This window comes from Pseudomonas sp. (assembly GCF_049590575.1).
In the GTDB taxonomy this organism is placed as follows: Bacteria; Pseudomonadota; Gammaproteobacteria; order Pseudomonadales; family Pseudomonadaceae; genus Aquipseudomonas.
Window position 1 is genome coordinate 1 of the sequence record NZ_JBAWDE010000381.1, and the last position, 15959, is coordinate 15959.

A 15959-nucleotide genomic window follows, 5' to 3' on the forward strand; every position below is an offset into this window, starting at 1 on the left:
GCTCCCACCTTTGAAGGTATTCACAGATCAAAATGTGGGAGCTGGCTTGCCTGCGATGACGCCCTCATGAACACCGCAGGGTCCCAAATAAAAAATATTTTCATCCAGCCCTATCACTTTTCAAATCTCGTTCGGCACATAGGCAATTGCGAATTACTTCTATTCAGGAGCCCCCTATGTCCCGCACGCTAGACACCCTGTTGCGCCCCAGCCTGTTAGCCATGGCCATTGCCCTCAGCGCCCCGCTGGCCAGCACCGCGCTGATCGCCGCTGAGCAGGCTTCCAGCGTGCGCGCCTACAACCTGCCCGCCGCACCGCTGGCCAGCACCCTGAACCAGATCGCCAGCCAGGCCGGCCTGGCGCTGACCCTCAACCCATCGCTGGCCTCGGGCAAGACCTCGGCGCCGGTCCAGGGCCAGTTCGATGCCCAGGGCGCACTGCGTGAGGCGTTACGGGGCACCGGGTTGCAGTTGGAGCAGAGCAGCGCGGGGACGTTTACGTTGGTGGCGGTTCCGGACGGCGTTGTCGCCCTGCCCGAAACCAACATCACCGGCCAAGGCAGCTATGAAAGCGCATGGGGCCCGGTGGATGGTTACGTCGCAACTCGCACTGCCGCAGGCACCAAGACAGATACACCGATTGCCGAACTACCCCGTTCAGTCACGGTGATCACGCGCAAGCAAATGGAAGACCGCTCGGTTCTCAACCTCAACGATGCGCTGCGCTATACCGCTGGCGTGCAGAGCTCTGGCTACGGCTCCGATTCGCGCAGTGATTGGTTGCTGGTGCGTGGTTTTGTCCCGACTCAGTTCCTCGATGGTCTGCCATTGCCAAAGGGCAACTACGCCACACCGAAGATCGACACCTGGAACCTTGAGCGCATCGCCGTCCTGCGCGGCCCGGCTTCGTCGGTCTATGGGCAAACGCCTCCAGGCGGCTTGCTGGACATGGTCAGCCGCCGCCCCCAGGCTGAAAGCTCGAATGAAATCGAAGTGCAGGCTGGCAGCAACAACCACAAGCAGATCAACTTCGACAGCACCGGCAAAATCGACGACGAGGGCCAGTTCCTCTACCGCGTCAGCGGCGTGGTACGCGACAGCAATACTCCGGTGGACCACATCCCGGACAAGCGCTACAACATCGCCCCCAGCCTGACCTGGAATATCAACGACGACACCAAACTGACGCTGCTCACCCAGTTCACCCGTGACGATACCGGCATCACTGGGCAATTCCTGCCATTGCAAGGCACCAAGCTGAGCTCGCCAGCGGGCAAGATCTCCCATCACAAAAACCTGGGGGATCCGGACTGGGAATTCTACGACCGCACCTACTACGCGTTGGGCTATGCCTTCGAAACCCGCTTGAACGATACCTGGCAGTTCCATCAGAACCTGCGCTACACCAAGAACGACCTGTCGTTCCAGGGCATCACCGCCGGTGGTGCATTCTTCCCGAACGGCCCTGAAGTCGCCGTTGACGCCGACGGCAACGTGAGCCGCTCGGCAGGCAAAGTGGATGAAAACATCGGCCAGTTCGCTGTGGACAATAACTTCCAGGCCGACTTCCAGACCGGCGCTGTGAGCCACACGCTGTTACTGGGCCTTGATCACCAGCGCTCCACCAGCGACGCACGCTGGTTGTGGGGTTCGGCGGGTGTGCCGACCATCAACTTCAATCGTCCGGTGTATGGGCAGGACTTCTCCAACGTCCAGTATTTCACCATGTACGACTATACCCAGAAGACCCAGCAAACCGGCCTGTATGTCCAAGACCAGATGGCCCTGGACAACTGGCGCCTGACGCTCGGCGGGCGGGAAGACTGGGTGCATACCGGCACCACTTTCCACAACGCGAATGACGCCACTAATACCCAGCGCGATAAGCACTTCAGTGGCAACGCCGCACTCAGCTATGTGTTCGATAACGGTTTCACGCCCTACTTGTCCTATGCCGAATCATTCCAGGCAGGCTCCGGCACCCAAGTCGGGACCACCGGGGCATTCAAACCGACAGAAGGCAAACAGTACGAGGCGGGCATCAAATATCAACCGCCGGGCACCAAAGCCCTGTTCACGGCTGCGGTATTCGACCTTACGCAACAGAACTCCTCAGTGACCGAGGGCAGCATCACCCGGCAAGTCGGTGAAGTGCGCGTTCGCGGCCTGGAACTGGAAGCCAGCGCCGACGTCACCGAAAGCCTGAAGCTGGTAGGTTCCTATACCTATAACGACAGCGAAATCACCAAGGGCGCAACCGGCGAGGAAGGCAATCGTATGAATCAGCTGCCACGCAACCAAGCCACAGGCTGGGCCGACTACACCTGGCGCAGCGGCCCGCTGGATGGTTTCGGGGTCGGCGCGGGGGTACGCTACGTTGGCGATACCTATGGCAACGCCACCAACACAGACCTTGGTCACGTGGGCTCCTACACCGTTTACGACGCTTCGGTGCATTACGACCTTGGCCGCCTGAACCGCTCCATGAAGGGTGTGACAGTAGCGGTCGATGCCAAGAACATCTTCAATAAGGACTACCTGTCCACTTGCGACGGTTTTTATTGCTACTACGGCGACCAGCGTAACGTGGTTGCCAGCGTGAACTACAAATTCTAAGACGGTAAAAACCGCTTATGGAGGGCCGCCTGAACCGCGGCCCTTTTGCCTTTGGAGCCGTGATGAAAAGCAAAACCATCCGCCGCTGGTCCTTCATCCACACCTGGACCAGCCTGATCTGCACGGTATTCCTGCTGATGCTGGCCCTCACCGGGCTGCCGTTGGTGTTTCACCACGAGATCGACCACTTGCTGGGCAACGAGCCTGAACTGGCGCAGATGCCTGCCGATACGCCGCAGTTGAACCTCGAGCAGCTGATCGCCAAGGCGCAAGCCCATCGCCCCGGCGAGGCCATGCAATACCTGGCGTGGGACGAGGACGACAAGAACGGCGTGATCGCGATCATGGCCGCCACCGCCGGCACCGAGCCCAACTCGTCGCATACCTTCATGCTGGATGCGCGCACCGGCGATGCGGTGGAAATGCCGTCGGCGAATGGCGGCTTCACCCTGTTCCTGCTGCGCCTGCATGTGGATATGTTCGCCGGGCTGCCGGGCAAGTTGCTGCTGGCGTTCATGGGCGTTCTGTTTGTGCTGGCGATTGTCTCGGGCACGGTGCTGTACTTGCCGTTTATGCGCCGGCTGAAGTTCGCCACCGTGCGCCGCGACAAATCCACGCGACTGCGTTGGCTCGACCTGCATAACCTGATCGGCGTGGTCACCTTGACCTGGGCGCTGGTGGTGGGTGTGACCGGGGTGATCAGCGCCTGTGCCGACCTGATCATCGCCGCCTGGCGCCAGGACAGCCTCAGCGCGATGATCGAGCCCTACAAAAATGCACCGCCGCTGACCCAACGCGCGCCGGCCACCGAGCTGCTGAGCATTGCCGCCAAGGCTGCGCCCGGCATGCAGCCGGACTTTATCGCCTTTCCCGGTACACGCTTTTCCAGCGAGCATCACTATGCGGTGTTCATGAAAGGCAGCACCCACCTGACCTCGCACCTGCTCACGCCGGTGCTGATCGACGCCAGCACCCTGGCCGTCACCGCCATCGCCGAACGGCCGTGGTACATGGACGCCATGGGCATGTCCCAGCCGCTGCACTTTGGCGACTACGGCGGCATGCCGATGAAGATCCTGTGGGCGGTGCTGGATGTGCTGACCATCATTGTCTTGGGCAGTGGCGTTTACCTGTGGATGGTGCGACGCAAGGCGGCCAAGGCATGAAGCCGCGTCAGTCGAATTTCTGGAAAGTATTTGGCATTCCGCTGGGCATTGGCCTGCTCAGCGCGGCCGGATTGTTTGCTGCGCTGCTGGGGGATGACGCGTGGGATTCGTTGAGTTGGGTGGGGTTGGGCATCCCGGCGGCAATGGGTGCTTGGGCGTTGGTCAAGCGTTGAGATAGATTAGCCCGGCCCTTTCTGGAGGTTTGTCCATGTCTGTTCCCAGCCTGACCTTGTTTCACAACCCCGCTTCACCGTTTGTTCGCAAAGTCCGCGTGCTGCTGATCGAGACCGGCCAGCAGGATCGCGTGGCCCTGCAAGCCTGCATGCCGACACCGGTCAACCCCGATGCACAACTGGTGCAAGGCAACCCCGTGGGCAAGATCCCGGCCCTGCGCCTGGCCGATGGCACGGTGCTGCACGACAGCCGGGTGATCCTTGATTACTTCGACTACCAGCACGTCGGCAACCCACTGATCCCCCGCGACGGCTCGGCCCGCTGGCGGCGCCTGACCCTGGCCTCGATGGCCGACGGCATCATGGATGCCGCGGTGCTGGTGCGTTACGAGTCGGCCCTGCGCCCGGTGGAAAAACACTGGGCTCCGTGGCTCGACGAACAGCGCAACAAGATCCGTCGCACCCTCGCCGAGCTGGAACAGGACGCCATCGCCGAACTGACCAGCCGCTTCGACATCGCTTCGATCAGCGTGGCCTGCGCCCTGGGTTACCTCGACTTCCGCCACCCGGATATGCAATGGCGCTCGGCCAACCCACAGCTTGCGGCCTGGTACGCCGAGGTCAGCCAGCGGCCATCGATGCTGGAAACCCAGCCCCCGGCCTAACGTTTACCGTCTCTCCCCTGTGGGAGCGGGCTTGTGTGGGAGCTGGCTTGCCTGCGATAGCATCACTGCGGTGCAACTGACCTACCGAGGTGCCTGCATCGCGGGCAAGCCCGCTCCCACATTGGCCTGCGGTGGAATTGAGGAATGCGGCCATACTCGCGACCAATTGCGCCCTTAGCTGATGGTCCTCCCGCAAGCCGATCATTGCTCAACCCCCTTGCGCTTGCCCACGCCGTACCAGTCCAACTTACGGGTCAGCACCATTACCGTGCCCAGCAGGCCGAACAGCAACAGCGAGCCCATCAGCAGCGCGTAGTCCTCGGCGCTCAACAGCCCGTACAACAAGCCGTACAAGGCTGCCAACCCCGCCGAAAAGCCCAGGCCATGGGCGACGCTGCGCAGCACGTGGCACACGTAGAAACCGATCAACAACACGCAGGCACTTGCCGATATCAGGTAAGCCAGCGCAAAGCCCAGGTGCTCGGAGAGCGACAACAGCAGCAAGTAGAAGAATGCCAATGCAAAGCCCACCAAGGCATATTGAATCGGGTGCACCGCCAGGTTCTTCAGCACTTCGAACAGAAAGAAGCCGGCAAATGTCAGGGCGATAAACAGTAGCGCATATTTGATCGCACGGTCGCTCTTGAGGTACTGGTCCACCGGGTCGATGAAATTCACGCCGAAGCTGCGGTTGTTAAAGTCATCGCAGACCTGCCGGTCGAGGCAGGTTTGCAGGGCCTGTTCGAGGTTGGTGGAGAAGAACGTGGTCTGCCAGTTGGCGGTAAAACCTGTGTCGGTAACCTCACGTTGAACCGGCAGGAAGTTGCCGATAAAGCTCGGATGCGGCCAGTTGGAGGCCAGCGAGACCTGGCTGGTCTTGCCCACCGGCACCACTTGCAGTTGCTCGGTGCCTTGCAGGCGCAGGTCGAAAGCGAAATCAAAAACAGCCGGCTTGTTGCTGTCCTGCTCCGGCAGCGCTACGTGTACGCCCTCCCCCAACCAGTCCACCTGGGAGCCCGGTGAGAACTCCAGGTGCTGATCGCCCAGCTCCAGCTTCAGCGCATTTTCGATGCCGCGAATATCGCTGATGCCCACCGCCAGAAACGCCGGTTCAAAGCGGTAATCGGCAAAGTTTTCGCTGATGCCCATCTGCGCAGGCAGCTCGAAACGCCCACTGATGCGGTTGTCGGCATGGAACAGCCGCGCCTGGTAAATGCCGCGTGCACGCAGCTCGGTCTGCACCTTGCCGTCGAGTTCAAAACGCTCCGGCAGGAAATACAGACGACCGCGCTCTTCACGGGTTTCTTCGTAGCGTTTATTGAGCTTTTCGTTGAGCTTCCACTCGCGCACGGTCTTGCGATACGGCACCACCATCACCGGGCCTGTCAGGCGCTGGGCGTAGCTGGAGCTGCGGGCGATGTCGCTCAGCACCTGGTCGCGCGTGTATTGGCGGTCAGCAATGACGCCGTTGATCATCAGCAACGGAATCAGCAACAGCAGGATCAGCAGCGCAATAGCGCCAAGTTTGAAAAACAGGCTGCGGTTCATAGGTGTCTCCCTGGTTTGATGGGCAGAGAGTGAGGCGCGCGTGTGGGGGATTTATGTGGGCAATGTGGAGACTGTGTGGAGATGCAGCACCACTTGCACGCCACCTTGAACGTTGCCGATCTGCAATGCGCCGCCGTGCAGCTTCATCACTTCCTCGACAAAATTGAGGCCCAGGCCGGTGCTTTTGCGTCCGCTGGCCGGGCGCGGCAGCGAATAGAAACGCTCGCTCAAACGCGGCAAGGCATAGTCGGGAATCGGCGCCGCCTGGTTAAACAGGCTGACTGTTACCTCGTTGTGCTGGGCCTCTGCGCTGAAGCGCAACACGCCGTCGGGCGGGGTGAAGTCCAGGGCATTTTCCAGCAGATTGCCCAGGGCCTGCCGCAGCAGGAAAGGCTCGCCGAACACCTTGACCTGCGCGCCAATCGTCTGCTCGACCTGCAAGCCGGCGCCTTCGATGCGTGCGCACTGGGCCTTGAGTACGTCCTCGACCAACGCGGCCAATGGCATGCTGACCTGCTCTTCCAGGCCCTGACGCTGTTCGACTTGCGCCAGGTTCAGCAGGCGCTCGATCAACTGCTGCAGGCGTGCGCTTTCGCTGTCGATATTGCCCACAAAGCGCTGCTGCTGCTCGTGGCTCATATCGCCCTGCAACAGCTCCGCCGCGCCGCGAATTGCCGCCAGCGGGCTTTTAAGCTCGTGGGTCAGGGTGTGCACGTACTGCTCGACGTAGGCCTTGCCCTCCAGCTGCGTGCGCATGTGTTCCACGGCGGTCGACAGCTGCTTGAGTTCACCGCCACGGTAATGCGGCAACTCGGCACGCCGGCCCTCGCTGACCGCCTGTGCGTAAGCCGTCAGCCGGTGCAGGGCCACGCTCAGCCACCATGACAACAGCGCGCCGAGCAACAAGCCGAGGCTGACCAACCCGGCGCCATACCAGAGCAGGCGCCGCTCGGTGCGATCGACATACGGCTGCAACGAGCTGTTGGGCTTGGCCACCGTGACCACGCCGATGATCTGGCCGTTGTCACGGATCGGCGCGCCCACGTGCATCACCGACGAGGTGGCGTCGTCAACGTCGCTGCGGGTGGAGCGCGCGCCGTATTCGCCACGCAGGGTCAGGTACACGTCGTTCCACTTGGAGTAATCCTGGCCCACCGCCGCGCCTGTGGAGTCGAGCAGTACGATGCCCTTGGCGTCGGTCACGTAGATACGATGGTTGACCTGATTCTTCGGCAGGCCCCAGATGGTCGCACCCGGCTGGCGACTGCCGTAGGCCTTGAGCAATTCGGGCCAGTGGCTCTGGCCGAGGGTGTGATTTTTGACGTCCAGCCGCAGCACTTCGGCCAGCAAGTTGGCGGTGTCCACCAGGGTTTCTTCGGTGGACTGGCGCACGCCGGGGCGGATTTCCTTCATCACGGTGCTGAGCACAAAGTAACCGGTCAGGCCGATAAACAGCGCATACACCAGGAAAATCCGTAGCCCCAGGCGCATCAGCCGTGGCTCGGGCTATAGCTGTAGCCGAGGCCGCGATGGGTCTGGATCGGCTCGGCGTCCGCCGCCACGCTGCGCAATTTGCTGCGCAGACTTTTGATATGGCTGTCGATATTGCGCTCGTAGCCCGCATCCGCCGCCACGCCCACCGCATCCAGCAACTGCTCGCGACTGAACACCCGCTCGGGTTGCTCCAGCAGGCTTTGCAGCAGGCGGAATTCATGGCGCGTAAGGCTCAGGGGTTGGCCGCGATAGCTGATCTGCATGCGCTCCAGGTCGACCTGGAAGAGCGCGGGCGCCACGCCGGGCCCCACACGCTTGAGGATCGCGCGCACCCGCGCTGCCACTTCCCGTGGGCTGAACGGCTTGACCACGTAGTCGTCGGCGCCGATTTCCAGGCCCACCACGCGGTCGATCTCGCCATCCCGCGCGCTGAGGAACATCACCGGCACTTCACTGAAACGGCGCAGCTGCTTGCAGGTTTCAAAGCCACTGATATCCGGCAGGCCGATGTCGAGGATGATCAAGTCAGCGGGGGTCTGGCGCTGATGGGCCAGCGCCTCCTGGCCGAGGCTCAGCCAAGTGGTGGCGAAGCCCTCGCCTTGCAGGGCGAAAATCAACGTGTCGGCTATCGCCGCTTCATCTTCGACAATCAGGATATGCGCCATGGTGGTCCGTCAGCAGTCCGGTTTGTCCGCAGTGTAACGGCGGGCCGGGTTCACCGCAGCGCCGAATTCACGCAGGGCCTTGGCGCCGATCAGCAACGGGTAGTTGAAGCTGCTGCGGTCGGTGAGGTTGACCTCGACGGTGCGCTTGACGTCACCCAGGCACATTTCCAGGTCGATCACCGGGCGCTTGGCCACAGTGGCTTCGTCCTTGTCATCGTCTTCGTCGGCGCGGCTTTTGATCTTGCTGATGCGCGACACTTTGTGCTCGTAGACTTTGTTGGTGGCGTCTTTGCCGCCGAGGCGGAAGCGCACCCAGTCGTCGCCGTCGCGGGTAAAGGTCTCGATGTCACGGGCCGACAGCGAGGCGGTCAGCGCGCCGGTGTCCATCTTGGCCTTGAAGGTTTCGCCGATCTCCGGCAATTGAATGTATTCGTAGCGACCGTAGAGAGTCGGTTCGGCGGCCATGACCGGCAGCGCCGCCAGGGCGAGGGAGGCAAGGAGCAGTTTCACGAAGCGATTTCCTCGGAAAGAAGTAGGCGGATTCTAGACCGCAAAACCCGTGCTTAGTTAGTTCTCAACCCTAGCAGGCACATTGTGAAACATTCGTACGGGCATTTGCGATTTGGCCTCTGGACGCCGCTCTTTTATGATGGCCCGCCCACACGTTTCCAAGAGTTACTTATGCGCCGCCTGCTCACCGGCTGTTTCGTTTCACTGCTGCTGTTGCTCAACACGCTGGTCCTGATCGGGCCGCTGATGGTGTTTGCCCTGCTCAAGCTGGTGGCCCCCGGTCGCTATCGGGACTACGCCTCGTGGGCGGTGATGTGGATCGCCGAGACCTGGGCCGAGATCGACAAGCTGATCTTTGCGCTGTGCATCCCGACCCAGTGGGACATCCGTGGCGGCGGCGACCTGCGCGGCGACACCAGCTACCTGGTGATCAGTAACCACCAATCCTGGGTGGATATCCCGGCGCTGATCCAGGCCCTCAACCGCCGCACGCCATTCTTCAAATTCTTCCTGAAAAAGGAACTGATCTGGGTGCCGTTCCTGGGCCTGGCCTGGTGGGCGCTGGATTACCCGTTCATGAAGCGCTACACCAAGGCGTTCCTGGCCAAGCACCCGGAGCTGGCGGGGCAGGATTTGAAGATCACCAAGGAGGCCTGCGAGCTGTTCAAGCGCCAGCCGGTGACGGTGGTCAATTACCTGGAAGGCACGCGGTTCACCGAAGGTAAACGACTGCAGCAGGCGTCACCATTCACCCGCCTGCTCAAGCCCAAGGCCGGTGGCGTGGCGTTTGTGCTGGCGGCGATGGGTGAGCAACTGGACGCGGTGCTCGACGTGACGGTCGTCTATCCGCAGCAAAAGATTCCGGGCTTCTGGGATTTGATCAGCGGCACGGTGCCCAAAGTGATCATTGATATCCAGACCCGCGAGCTGGACCCGGCGTTGTGGCAAGGGGATTACGAGAACGATCCGGCGTTTCGCCAGACCGTCCAGAACTGGGTCAACCAGCTCTGGACCGAGAAGGATGCGCGCATCGAACAGCTGCGCGCAGAACGTAGTTAGCCGCCGGTGCCCCAGGCCTGGGCCAGTTTACCCAGCACCGAACTGTTGGCGCCCTGGCCGCCCAGGTATTGCAGGATTACCGGGGCAAACTGGCTGACCATGCCGCTGTCCATGCCCAAGGCGCTGAACGCGGTGTTGAGGTCATTGGTGTTCTTCACGTTACCCAGCAGGCCGTCCAGGCCAGAGGTCTTGCTGCCGCCGCTCTGGCCGAGCATCCCGCTCAAGGCCCCGAGGCTGCCCAGGGAATTGCTCCCCGAGAGTTGATCCAGGCCGGGCACGCTTTTGCCCAGTTGCGAATAATCGTTACCACTCAGCTTATTCTTGGCCAGGCCGAGCATGGCGCCCGTGCCGCCGACCGCTTGTTCAGGGGTGATGTTGAGTTGCGAGGTCAATGCGCTCAGCAGGCCGGCCGTCTCGGACGACGGTGCGGCGGCAGCGGCTTTGTTGTTGCCACCCTGCATGCCCGAGATGGCATTGGCCGCATCGCCAAGGCTGAAACCTGCGGCGAAGACCGGGCCGGCCGCCAGGGTCATCAGGCAGGAAAGGGCGAAACCGCGTGAAATCTTCATCGAAACAACCTCTGGGTGTAGGGGTAAAAGCAGGCGTTTGACTGGCCGCCACAAGGGAATGTTCCTGCCCGCCAATCGTTTCGGAAAACACTGCGTCCAAATCACCGCCTCGCGCGTATATCCAGCATGCACCGCCCGGAGCTGGATGGAATGAACGCACAAGCTGAACTACCCTTTGCCTACCGTGCGCAGTCCCGTCGCCCTCGTTCGAGTGCTTGGAGAAGCCCTATTTCGATCCACGATGCTGACCCCTTGCGGCCGTTGCTGGCCCAATGTGCGCTGGGCAATCGCCAGGCGTTCGAGAGCCTTTATCGCAGTGTATCGCCGAAGTTGCACGGCGTTGCGTTTCGATTCATGGGGCGCTCTGACCTGGCCGAAGAGGTATTGCAGGAAGCCTTCGTGCGTATCTGGTACAACGCCTCGCGCTACGAAGCCCACCTGTCGGCGCCGATGACCTGGATGGTGAACATCACCCGCAACCTAGCCATCGACCAACTGCGCAAACACCGCGAACAGCCCCTGGCCGACGGCCAGCAGGACGCCCTGCTCGATGACAGCCCCGGCGCCGACGAGCAACTCGACAGCGAACGCGACGCCCGCGCGCTGAACCGCTGCCTGGACAGCCTCGATGGCATGCAGCGCCAATCGATCAGCGTGGCTTACTTCCAGGGCCTGTCGTGCTCGGAGTTGGCCGAGCAACTGGCGGCGCCCCTGGGCTCGGTCAAATCCTGGATTCGCCGTGGCATGGAGCGCCTGCGCAGGTGCCTCGAATCATGAACTACCAGACCACCGCCCTGCGCCGCGCCCTGGCCGCCGACTACGCCATCGGCCTGATGCCCGCCACTGCCCGTCGGCGATTTGATGCCCTGCTGCTGGACGATCCCGCACTGCGCGTGGAGCTCGGCCATTGGCAAACAGCCCTGGCCAGACTGACCGGCGCCCTGCCCGAGCGCCCGGTGCCCGAGCATCTGTGGCAAGGCATCCAGGCGCGGATCGAACCGCAAGTGCTGCATCTGCCGGCCAAGAAACCGCTCTGGAAGCAGTTTCGCGTTCTGGCCGCCGCCTGCGCGGTGGTCGTCGCGATGCTGGTGGGCGTGCTGTACCAGCGCGACATCGGCGTGGAATACAACGCCACACTGGTCGCGGCCAACCAGCAACCGGCGTTGCAGGTCAAGGCGTTTGCCGATCACCTGCAAATCGAGCCGTTGACCCTGGCGGCCGTGGAAGCGGCACGTGACCTTGAGTTGTGGGCCATCCCAGCCGGCGGCAAACCGATTTCCCTGGGCGTGGTGCCGTCTGCCGGCAAGGGCCGGATTCAGCTGAGCGAAGCACAGCAAGCCTTGCTCACCGCGCCACTCACCCTCGCGGTAACCCTGGAGCCGCGCGGCGGTTCGCCGACCGGCCAACCGACCGGACCGGTGCTGTATCAGGGCCAATTGGCATCACTTTGAGCGACGATGGGCCCAGGAACCCATCGCGCAAACCAGGGTCCATGACAGGACTTGAAGCCCTGTCAGGAATAACCCCATGAGCGCGACACGCCCCACAGTGATTGAGCCCAAGCCCCCGTTCTGGAGCCGCCCGCGCGTGTTTGTCGGCGTGTGCGTCGCCGTAGTCGCCGGCCTCGCGGGCGCGTTCTACACCCAGGACAACGTCAAATCCGCCGCCACCCTGGTGACCATCACCCAGCAGCCGGCCGCGCAGATCATGGCGCACAAGGATTACCTCGAAGTGCAGCCTATCGCCACCGCTGCCCCGGCACCTGACCAGAGCCTTGAATTGTGGGCCATGCCCGAAGGTGGCAAACCGGTGTCCCTGGGGCTGCTGCCGGAGGACGGCAAAGGCATCATCGGCCTGAACCCGCGCCAGCAGGCATCCATCAGCAAACCTGTGGAATTGTTGGTGAGTTCGGAGACCAAAGGCGGCTCGCCGAGCAAGCAGCCGACCGGACCGACGGTGTATCAGGGCGCGTTGGCAAATCGCTGAATCCAGCTTTTTTAAAATTCGGCATTAAAAAGGCTGGTTTTATCGCGACGCGTCCTAACGCACTGTCACTTCTAACAGTAGCCAAGCATTGGAAATCACCTGCAGCATAGCGCTACCCACGACTCACTGGAGGTGAGCCATGCCACGCTCAATGCTTGCAGCTGGGTTCGCAGCGATGGCGCTGATGAACGAGGCCCACGCGGCAACCTCCACCTGCCCGCCAGTCCAGAGCATCCAGCAAACGGCGCTGGCCAGCGGCGGTTACCGTTACCAGGCATCACGGCCCGATGGCCGCGCGTGGGAAGGTGAAAATCCGCTGGCCAGCGCGTTGTACCTGACCGATTCAACGTTTCACGATGCTCGCTACGACGCGCCCAGCAAGGCCGTCACCTGCACCTACAAAGGGCCAATGAATAACGACGCGAGCTTTTCGGTCACACTCAAACCCATCGAGGATTGGAACCTGGTGCCGATCGCCGACTGGAAAGGCACGTACTGCGAAGACGCAAACATTGCCAAGTGTTCATTTACGCATCAATGAATCTTGCCCGCATAAACCATGCAGCTTCTAGTTCGGCGGTCGTCCATATGGCGACACGGGTTTGGCGACTCGGGTGTCAGCCGGCGATTGCAATCGTAGGTACAGGCCTGGACTTAAGTAGTCCATTTCGGAAACGTTAAAAACGCCCCTACATGCGTCTTACCTCGCTTGTAGCGCCTTCTTATAGTCGTGCGCCACAGTCCTGGAGGTGCACGTTATGCAGGGAGCCTATGCTTTTATCAATGAGCGACCGCAGCCTTATCCGCTGCTCAAACTTAGCCTTTCGCTCAACCCTCAGATACAAACCAAGTTCGACATTCTCAACCAACACATTCGTAACGTCGTGGTACTGCCAGGGCAGTTGGTGATCATTCCAGATGCACGCACAGCGTCATGCACCACCCAAGAAGCGCAGTTGATGCGCTCCGCGCAGAACATAAAACATGCCTTGTTCGCACATTCCGCCACTGATCAATTCCTGACCAAAAACTACGATCAGTTACAGGCCATCATGGCCCATGCTTCACTAGGCATTGGCAGTGCCAGCAGCGCCTGGAGCAAACACCTGGCGCAAGTCGAGGCCACCCTCAAGGAAATCGATGAGCTGCATAGGCAGTACCTGAGGAATGGCACCACGAGTGCGAGGAATGAGTTTCTGGTTAAGCGCAGGGCGTTGTTTGCGAGGCTCGATACCCAACTCTCAGGGATGGCGCGTTTTGGTACGGGGTTGAAGAATGAAGGTTCAATCAAGAAAATGCTGGGGATTTCCACTAAGAGCTATTGGCATCATGGGGAGATCCGCAGGTATGAGGAGACGGTCAAGCGTGTAGCCAAAGCGGCGGAGCTATTGAAAAAAGGGACTTATATTGGCCTTGCCCTGGATGTAGGGTCGACGGCGCTGGAAATAACCGAGGCGTGCTCCACAGGGCGTGAGCAAGAGTGTACGCAGGCTAAATATGTGGAAGGATCCAAGTTGGTGATTGGTGTGGCCGGCGCATCGGCGGGCGTTATTGCAGGCACCTATATTGGTACTGGTGCCTGCATGATAGCTTTCGGCATACCGACAGCCGGTGCTGGAGCTTTAGCGTGCGCCATCCTCGGCGGTGCCGCAGGTGGTCTCGCCTCAGGCACGATTGGAAGCATTGCGGGTGAATCTGTCGGTGAATTTCTCTACAAGACAGTGGAGGATTGAATGCACTTGGAATACTTTGCGGTAGGCTCATGCGCACTCTTGCTACTAAGCTTCCCAATCGTTTTTTCTGCCATGTACAAAAAACTCGATGCCGCTGAGCGCTATATGCAATACAGCACTTACATAGTCGGATGTCGGCACACGTTTCGTCACTTTCACTTTGAGGGAAGACCTCAACGCGTATTTGCCATGGCAACCGTTATTCTCATCCCAAAAGTCATTCAATGGCGGGGTATGGTGCTTGTTGAAGACGTTGAAAAAATACCACGTCACCTCAAATATTGGATGGTCATACCCACACTCGTTACCTTCCTCGCGCTTATAGGCATAACTATCACCGGGCTGCTCGTGCAGACCGGAAGGTTATAAAACAAGGGCGACCCCAGGGTCGCCCTTATCTTTCACCTACGCCGCACTAAACAACTTATGCGGGTCAATCACAAACTTCTTCGGCACACCCGCGTCGAACTCGCCGTAGCCACGTGGCGCGTCATCCAGGCTGATTACCTCGACGCCGACGATGTCGGCAATGTGAATGCGGTCCCACATGATCGCCTGCATCAGCTGGCGGTTGTACTTCATCACCGGGGTTTGCCCAGTGTGGAAGCTGTGAGATTTAGCCCAGCCCAACCCGAAGCGAATGCTCAGGCTGCCCATTTTCGCGGCAGCGTCGACGGCGCCTGGGTCTTCGGTCACGTAAAGGCCCGGGATACCGATCTTGCCCGCCACGCGCACCACGCCCATCAGTGAGTTGAGCACGGTGGCCGGGGCTTCCGCCTTGGCGCCGTCATGCCCGTGGCCACGGGCTTCGAAGCCCACGCAGTCAACCGCGCAGTCCACTTCCGGCTCGCCCAGCAACGCGGCGATCTGTTCGTGCAGCGGGGTGTCGGTGGACAGGTCGACCACTTCAAAACCCTGGGCCTTGGCGTGGGCCAGGCGGATCGAATTGACGTCGCCGATGATCACCACCGCCGCGCCCAGCAGGCGAGCGGAAGCGGCAGCAGCCAGGCCGACCGGGCCGGCACCGGCGATGTACACAGTGCTGCCTGGGCCAACCCCGGCGGTGACGGCGCCGTGATAACCCGTCGGCAGGATGTCGGAGAGGCAGGTCAGGTCGCGGATTTTCTCCATGGCCTTGTCGCGGTCCGGCAGTTTCAGCAGGTTGAAGTCGGCATAGGGCACCAGCACGTACTCGGCCTGGCCGCCGGTCCAGTCGCCCATGTCGACATAGCCGTAGGCGCCACCGGCACGGGCCGGGTTGACGGTCAGGCACACGCCGGTGTGTTGTTCTTTGCAGGAACGGCAGCGGCCGCAGGCGACGTTGAATGGCACCGAGACCAGGTCGCCGATTTTCAGGTTTTCGACGTCGCTGCCCTTCTCGATCACTTCACCGGTGATCTCGTGACCGAGCACCAGGCCGGTCTGGGCGGTGGTGCGGCCGCGCACCATGTGTTGGTCGGAGCCGCAGATGTTGGTGGAGACCACGCGCAGGATGACACCGTGCTCAATCTTCCTGCCGCGGGGGTCCTGCATTTTGGGATAGTCGATTTTCTGTACTTCGACCTTGCCGCTGCCGAGATACACGACACCACGATTACCAGACATGCTTTCACCTCGCTGTTGTTTTTATGGAACCGCGCTGCCCAGGCAGGCAGCGCGTAAAGTGCTCGGGTACAGATGCTGTTATTGCGTTGTTGGTGATGGCCTCATCGGGGGCAAGCCCCCTCCCACATTTGACTGCATTCACATATCAAAGGTGGGAGGGGGCTTGCCCCC

General features: G+C 61.0%; 17 protein-coding genes. 11 read left to right on the plus strand and 6 right to left on the minus strand.

Annotated elements, in window-relative coordinates; all coding sequences use genetic code 11:
* The first annotated feature begins 176 nt into the window (after positions 1 to 176).
* The 4 genes from WBR57_RS26285 (at position 177) to WBR57_RS26300 (ending at position 4619) form a co-directional block, all read left to right on the plus strand.
* Positions 177 to 2615: a TonB-dependent siderophore receptor gene (locus WBR57_RS26285; RefSeq protein WP_424087937.1), complete on the plus strand. Its 2439-nt coding sequence runs from the start codon at positions 177 to 179 to the stop codon at positions 2613 to 2615.
* A gap of 62 nt (positions 2616 to 2677) precedes the next feature.
* Entirely contained in the window at positions 2678 to 3781 is a 1104-nt protein-coding gene (locus WBR57_RS26290; protein WP_424087939.1) for a PepSY-associated TM helix domain-containing protein, read from the plus strand.
* Positions 3778 to 3954, plus strand: coding sequence for a hypothetical protein (locus WBR57_RS26295; protein WP_424087941.1), 177 nt, complete (start codon positions 3778 to 3780; stop codon positions 3952 to 3954). The genes WBR57_RS26290 and WBR57_RS26295 overlap by 4 nt, the downstream gene beginning before the upstream one ends.
* Before the next feature lie 35 nt (positions 3955 to 3989).
* Positions 3990 to 4619: a glutathione S-transferase family protein gene (locus WBR57_RS26300; RefSeq protein ID WP_424087943.1), complete on the plus strand. Its 630-nt coding sequence runs from the start codon at positions 3990 to 3992 to the stop codon at positions 4617 to 4619.
* A 201-nt stretch (positions 4620 to 4820) separates the two neighbouring features.
* On the opposite strand, the gene creD is transcribed toward WBR57_RS26300, so the two are convergent.
* The 4 genes from creD to WBR57_RS26320 are packed head-to-tail and all read right to left on the minus strand — an operon-like array spanning position 4821 to position 8836.
* Positions 4821 to 6167, minus strand: a complete 1347-nt coding sequence (creD, locus tag WBR57_RS26305; protein WP_424087945.1) for a cell envelope integrity protein CreD — start codon at positions 6165 to 6167, stop codon at positions 4821 to 4823.
* 51 nt (positions 6168 to 6218) lie between these two features.
* Positions 6219 to 7658, minus strand: a complete 1440-nt coding sequence (gene creC / locus WBR57_RS26310) for a two-component system sensor histidine kinase CreC (RefSeq protein ID WP_424087947.1) — start codon at positions 7656 to 7658, stop codon at positions 6219 to 6221.
* A complete protein-coding gene (gene creB, locus WBR57_RS26315) occupies positions 7658 to 8326 on the minus strand; it encodes a two-component system response regulator CreB (protein WP_424087949.1) in 669 nt (222 codons plus the stop codon). Before creB ends, creC begins: the two co-directional genes overlap by 1 nt.
* Positions 8327 to 8335: 9 nt before the next feature.
* The gene (locus WBR57_RS26320) at positions 8336 to 8836 is read right to left on the minus strand and encodes an ATP-dependent zinc protease (protein ID WP_122542249.1); all 501 of its coding nucleotides are present in this window, start codon (positions 8834 to 8836) and stop codon (positions 8336 to 8338) included.
* 171 nt (positions 8837 to 9007) lie between these two features.
* On the opposite strand from WBR57_RS26320, the gene WBR57_RS26325 reads away from it, so the two are divergent.
* A complete protein-coding gene (locus WBR57_RS26325) occupies positions 9008 to 9895 on the plus strand; it encodes an acyltransferase (protein ID WP_424087951.1) in 888 nt (295 codons plus the stop codon).
* Here WBR57_RS26325 and WBR57_RS26330 read toward each other — a convergent pair.
* Positions 9892 to 10464, minus strand: coding sequence for a DUF2780 domain-containing protein (locus WBR57_RS26330; RefSeq protein ID WP_424087953.1), 573 nt, complete (start codon positions 10462 to 10464; stop codon positions 9892 to 9894). The two genes, WBR57_RS26325 and WBR57_RS26330, sit on opposite strands and share 4 nt — an antisense overlap.
* 150 nt (positions 10465 to 10614) lie before the next feature.
* On the opposite strand from WBR57_RS26330, the gene WBR57_RS26335 reads away from it, so the two are divergent.
* From WBR57_RS26335 to WBR57_RS26360, 6 genes are all read left to right on the plus strand, one after another.
* Complete coding sequence (locus WBR57_RS26335; protein ID WP_424087955.1) at positions 10615 to 11241, plus strand: sigma-70 family RNA polymerase sigma factor; 627 nt, start codon at positions 10615 to 10617, stop codon at positions 11239 to 11241.
* A complete protein-coding gene (locus WBR57_RS26340) occupies positions 11238 to 11915 on the plus strand; it encodes an anti-sigma factor (RefSeq protein WP_424087957.1) in 678 nt (225 codons plus the stop codon). The genes WBR57_RS26335 and WBR57_RS26340 overlap by 4 nt, the downstream gene beginning before the upstream one ends.
* Positions 11916 to 11991: 76 nt before the next feature.
* The gene (locus tag WBR57_RS26345) at positions 11992 to 12450 is read left to right on the plus strand and encodes an anti-sigma factor domain-containing protein (protein ID WP_424087959.1); all 459 of its coding nucleotides are present in this window, start codon (positions 11992 to 11994) and stop codon (positions 12448 to 12450) included.
* 139 nt (positions 12451 to 12589) lie between these two features.
* Complete coding sequence (locus tag WBR57_RS26350) at positions 12590 to 12991, plus strand: hypothetical protein (protein ID WP_424087961.1); 402 nt, start codon at positions 12590 to 12592, stop codon at positions 12989 to 12991.
* A 217-nt stretch (positions 12992 to 13208) separates the two neighbouring features.
* The gene (locus WBR57_RS26355; protein ID WP_424087963.1) at positions 13209 to 14183 is read left to right on the plus strand and encodes a hypothetical protein; all 975 of its coding nucleotides are present in this window, start codon (positions 13209 to 13211) and stop codon (positions 14181 to 14183) included.
* On the plus strand, positions 14184 to 14552 hold the full coding sequence (locus tag WBR57_RS26360) for a hypothetical protein (protein WP_424087965.1): 369 nt from the start codon (positions 14184 to 14186) through the stop codon (positions 14550 to 14552).
* A gap of 36 nt (positions 14553 to 14588) precedes the next feature.
* Here the strand turns inward: WBR57_RS26360 and fdhA are convergent, their stop codons facing one another.
* On the minus strand, positions 14589 to 15788 hold the full coding sequence (gene fdhA / locus WBR57_RS26365) for a formaldehyde dehydrogenase, glutathione-independent (RefSeq protein ID WP_122542237.1): 1200 nt from the start codon (positions 15786 to 15788) through the stop codon (positions 14589 to 14591).
* Positions 15789 to 15959 lie beyond the last annotated feature (171 nt).

Excerpts from the sequence above, each read along its gene's own strand:
- WBR57_RS26285 (WP_424087937.1), top strand. The coding sequence starts at position 177 with ATGTCCCGCACGCTAGACACCCTGTTGCGCCCCAGCCTGTTAGCCATG.
- WBR57_RS26355 (WP_424087963.1), top strand. The coding sequence starts at position 13,209 with ATGCAGGGAGCCTATGCTTTTATCAATGAGCGACCGCAGCCTTATCCG.
- WBR57_RS26350 (WP_424087961.1), top strand. The coding sequence starts at position 12,590 with ATGCCACGCTCAATGCTTGCAGCTGGGTTCGCAGCGATGGCGCTGATG.
- creB (WP_424087949.1), bottom strand. The coding sequence starts at position 8,326 with ATGGCGCATATCCTGATTGTCGAAGATGAAGCGGCGATAGCCGACACG.
- WBR57_RS26300 (WP_424087943.1), top strand. The coding sequence starts at position 3,990 with ATGTCTGTTCCCAGCCTGACCTTGTTTCACAACCCCGCTTCACCGTTT.
- WBR57_RS26290 (WP_424087939.1), top strand. The coding sequence starts at position 2,678 with ATGAAAAGCAAAACCATCCGCCGCTGGTCCTTCATCCACACCTGGACC.
- WBR57_RS26295 (WP_424087941.1), top strand. The coding sequence starts at position 3,778 with ATGAAGCCGCGTCAGTCGAATTTCTGGAAAGTATTTGGCATTCCGCTG.
- WBR57_RS26345 (WP_424087959.1), top strand. The coding sequence starts at position 11,992 with ATGAGCGCGACACGCCCCACAGTGATTGAGCCCAAGCCCCCGTTCTGG.
- WBR57_RS26325 (WP_424087951.1), top strand. The coding sequence starts at position 9,008 with ATGCGCCGCCTGCTCACCGGCTGTTTCGTTTCACTGCTGCTGTTGCTC.
- WBR57_RS26340 (WP_424087957.1), top strand. The coding sequence starts at position 11,238 with ATGAACTACCAGACCACCGCCCTGCGCCGCGCCCTGGCCGCCGACTAC.
- creD (WP_424087945.1), bottom strand. The coding sequence starts at position 6,167 with ATGAACCGCAGCCTGTTTTTCAAACTTGGCGCTATTGCGCTGCTGATC.
- WBR57_RS26360 (WP_424087965.1), top strand. The coding sequence starts at position 14,184 with ATGCACTTGGAATACTTTGCGGTAGGCTCATGCGCACTCTTGCTACTA.
- fdhA (WP_122542237.1), bottom strand. The coding sequence starts at position 15,788 with ATGTCTGGTAATCGTGGTGTCGTGTATCTCGGCAGCGGCAAGGTCGAA.
- WBR57_RS26335 (WP_424087955.1), top strand. The coding sequence starts at position 10,615 with ATGAACGCACAAGCTGAACTACCCTTTGCCTACCGTGCGCAGTCCCGT.
- WBR57_RS26330 (WP_424087953.1), bottom strand. The coding sequence starts at position 10,464 with ATGAAGATTTCACGCGGTTTCGCCCTTTCCTGCCTGATGACCCTGGCG.
- creC (WP_424087947.1), bottom strand. The coding sequence starts at position 7,658 with ATGCGCCTGGGGCTACGGATTTTCCTGGTGTATGCGCTGTTTATCGGC.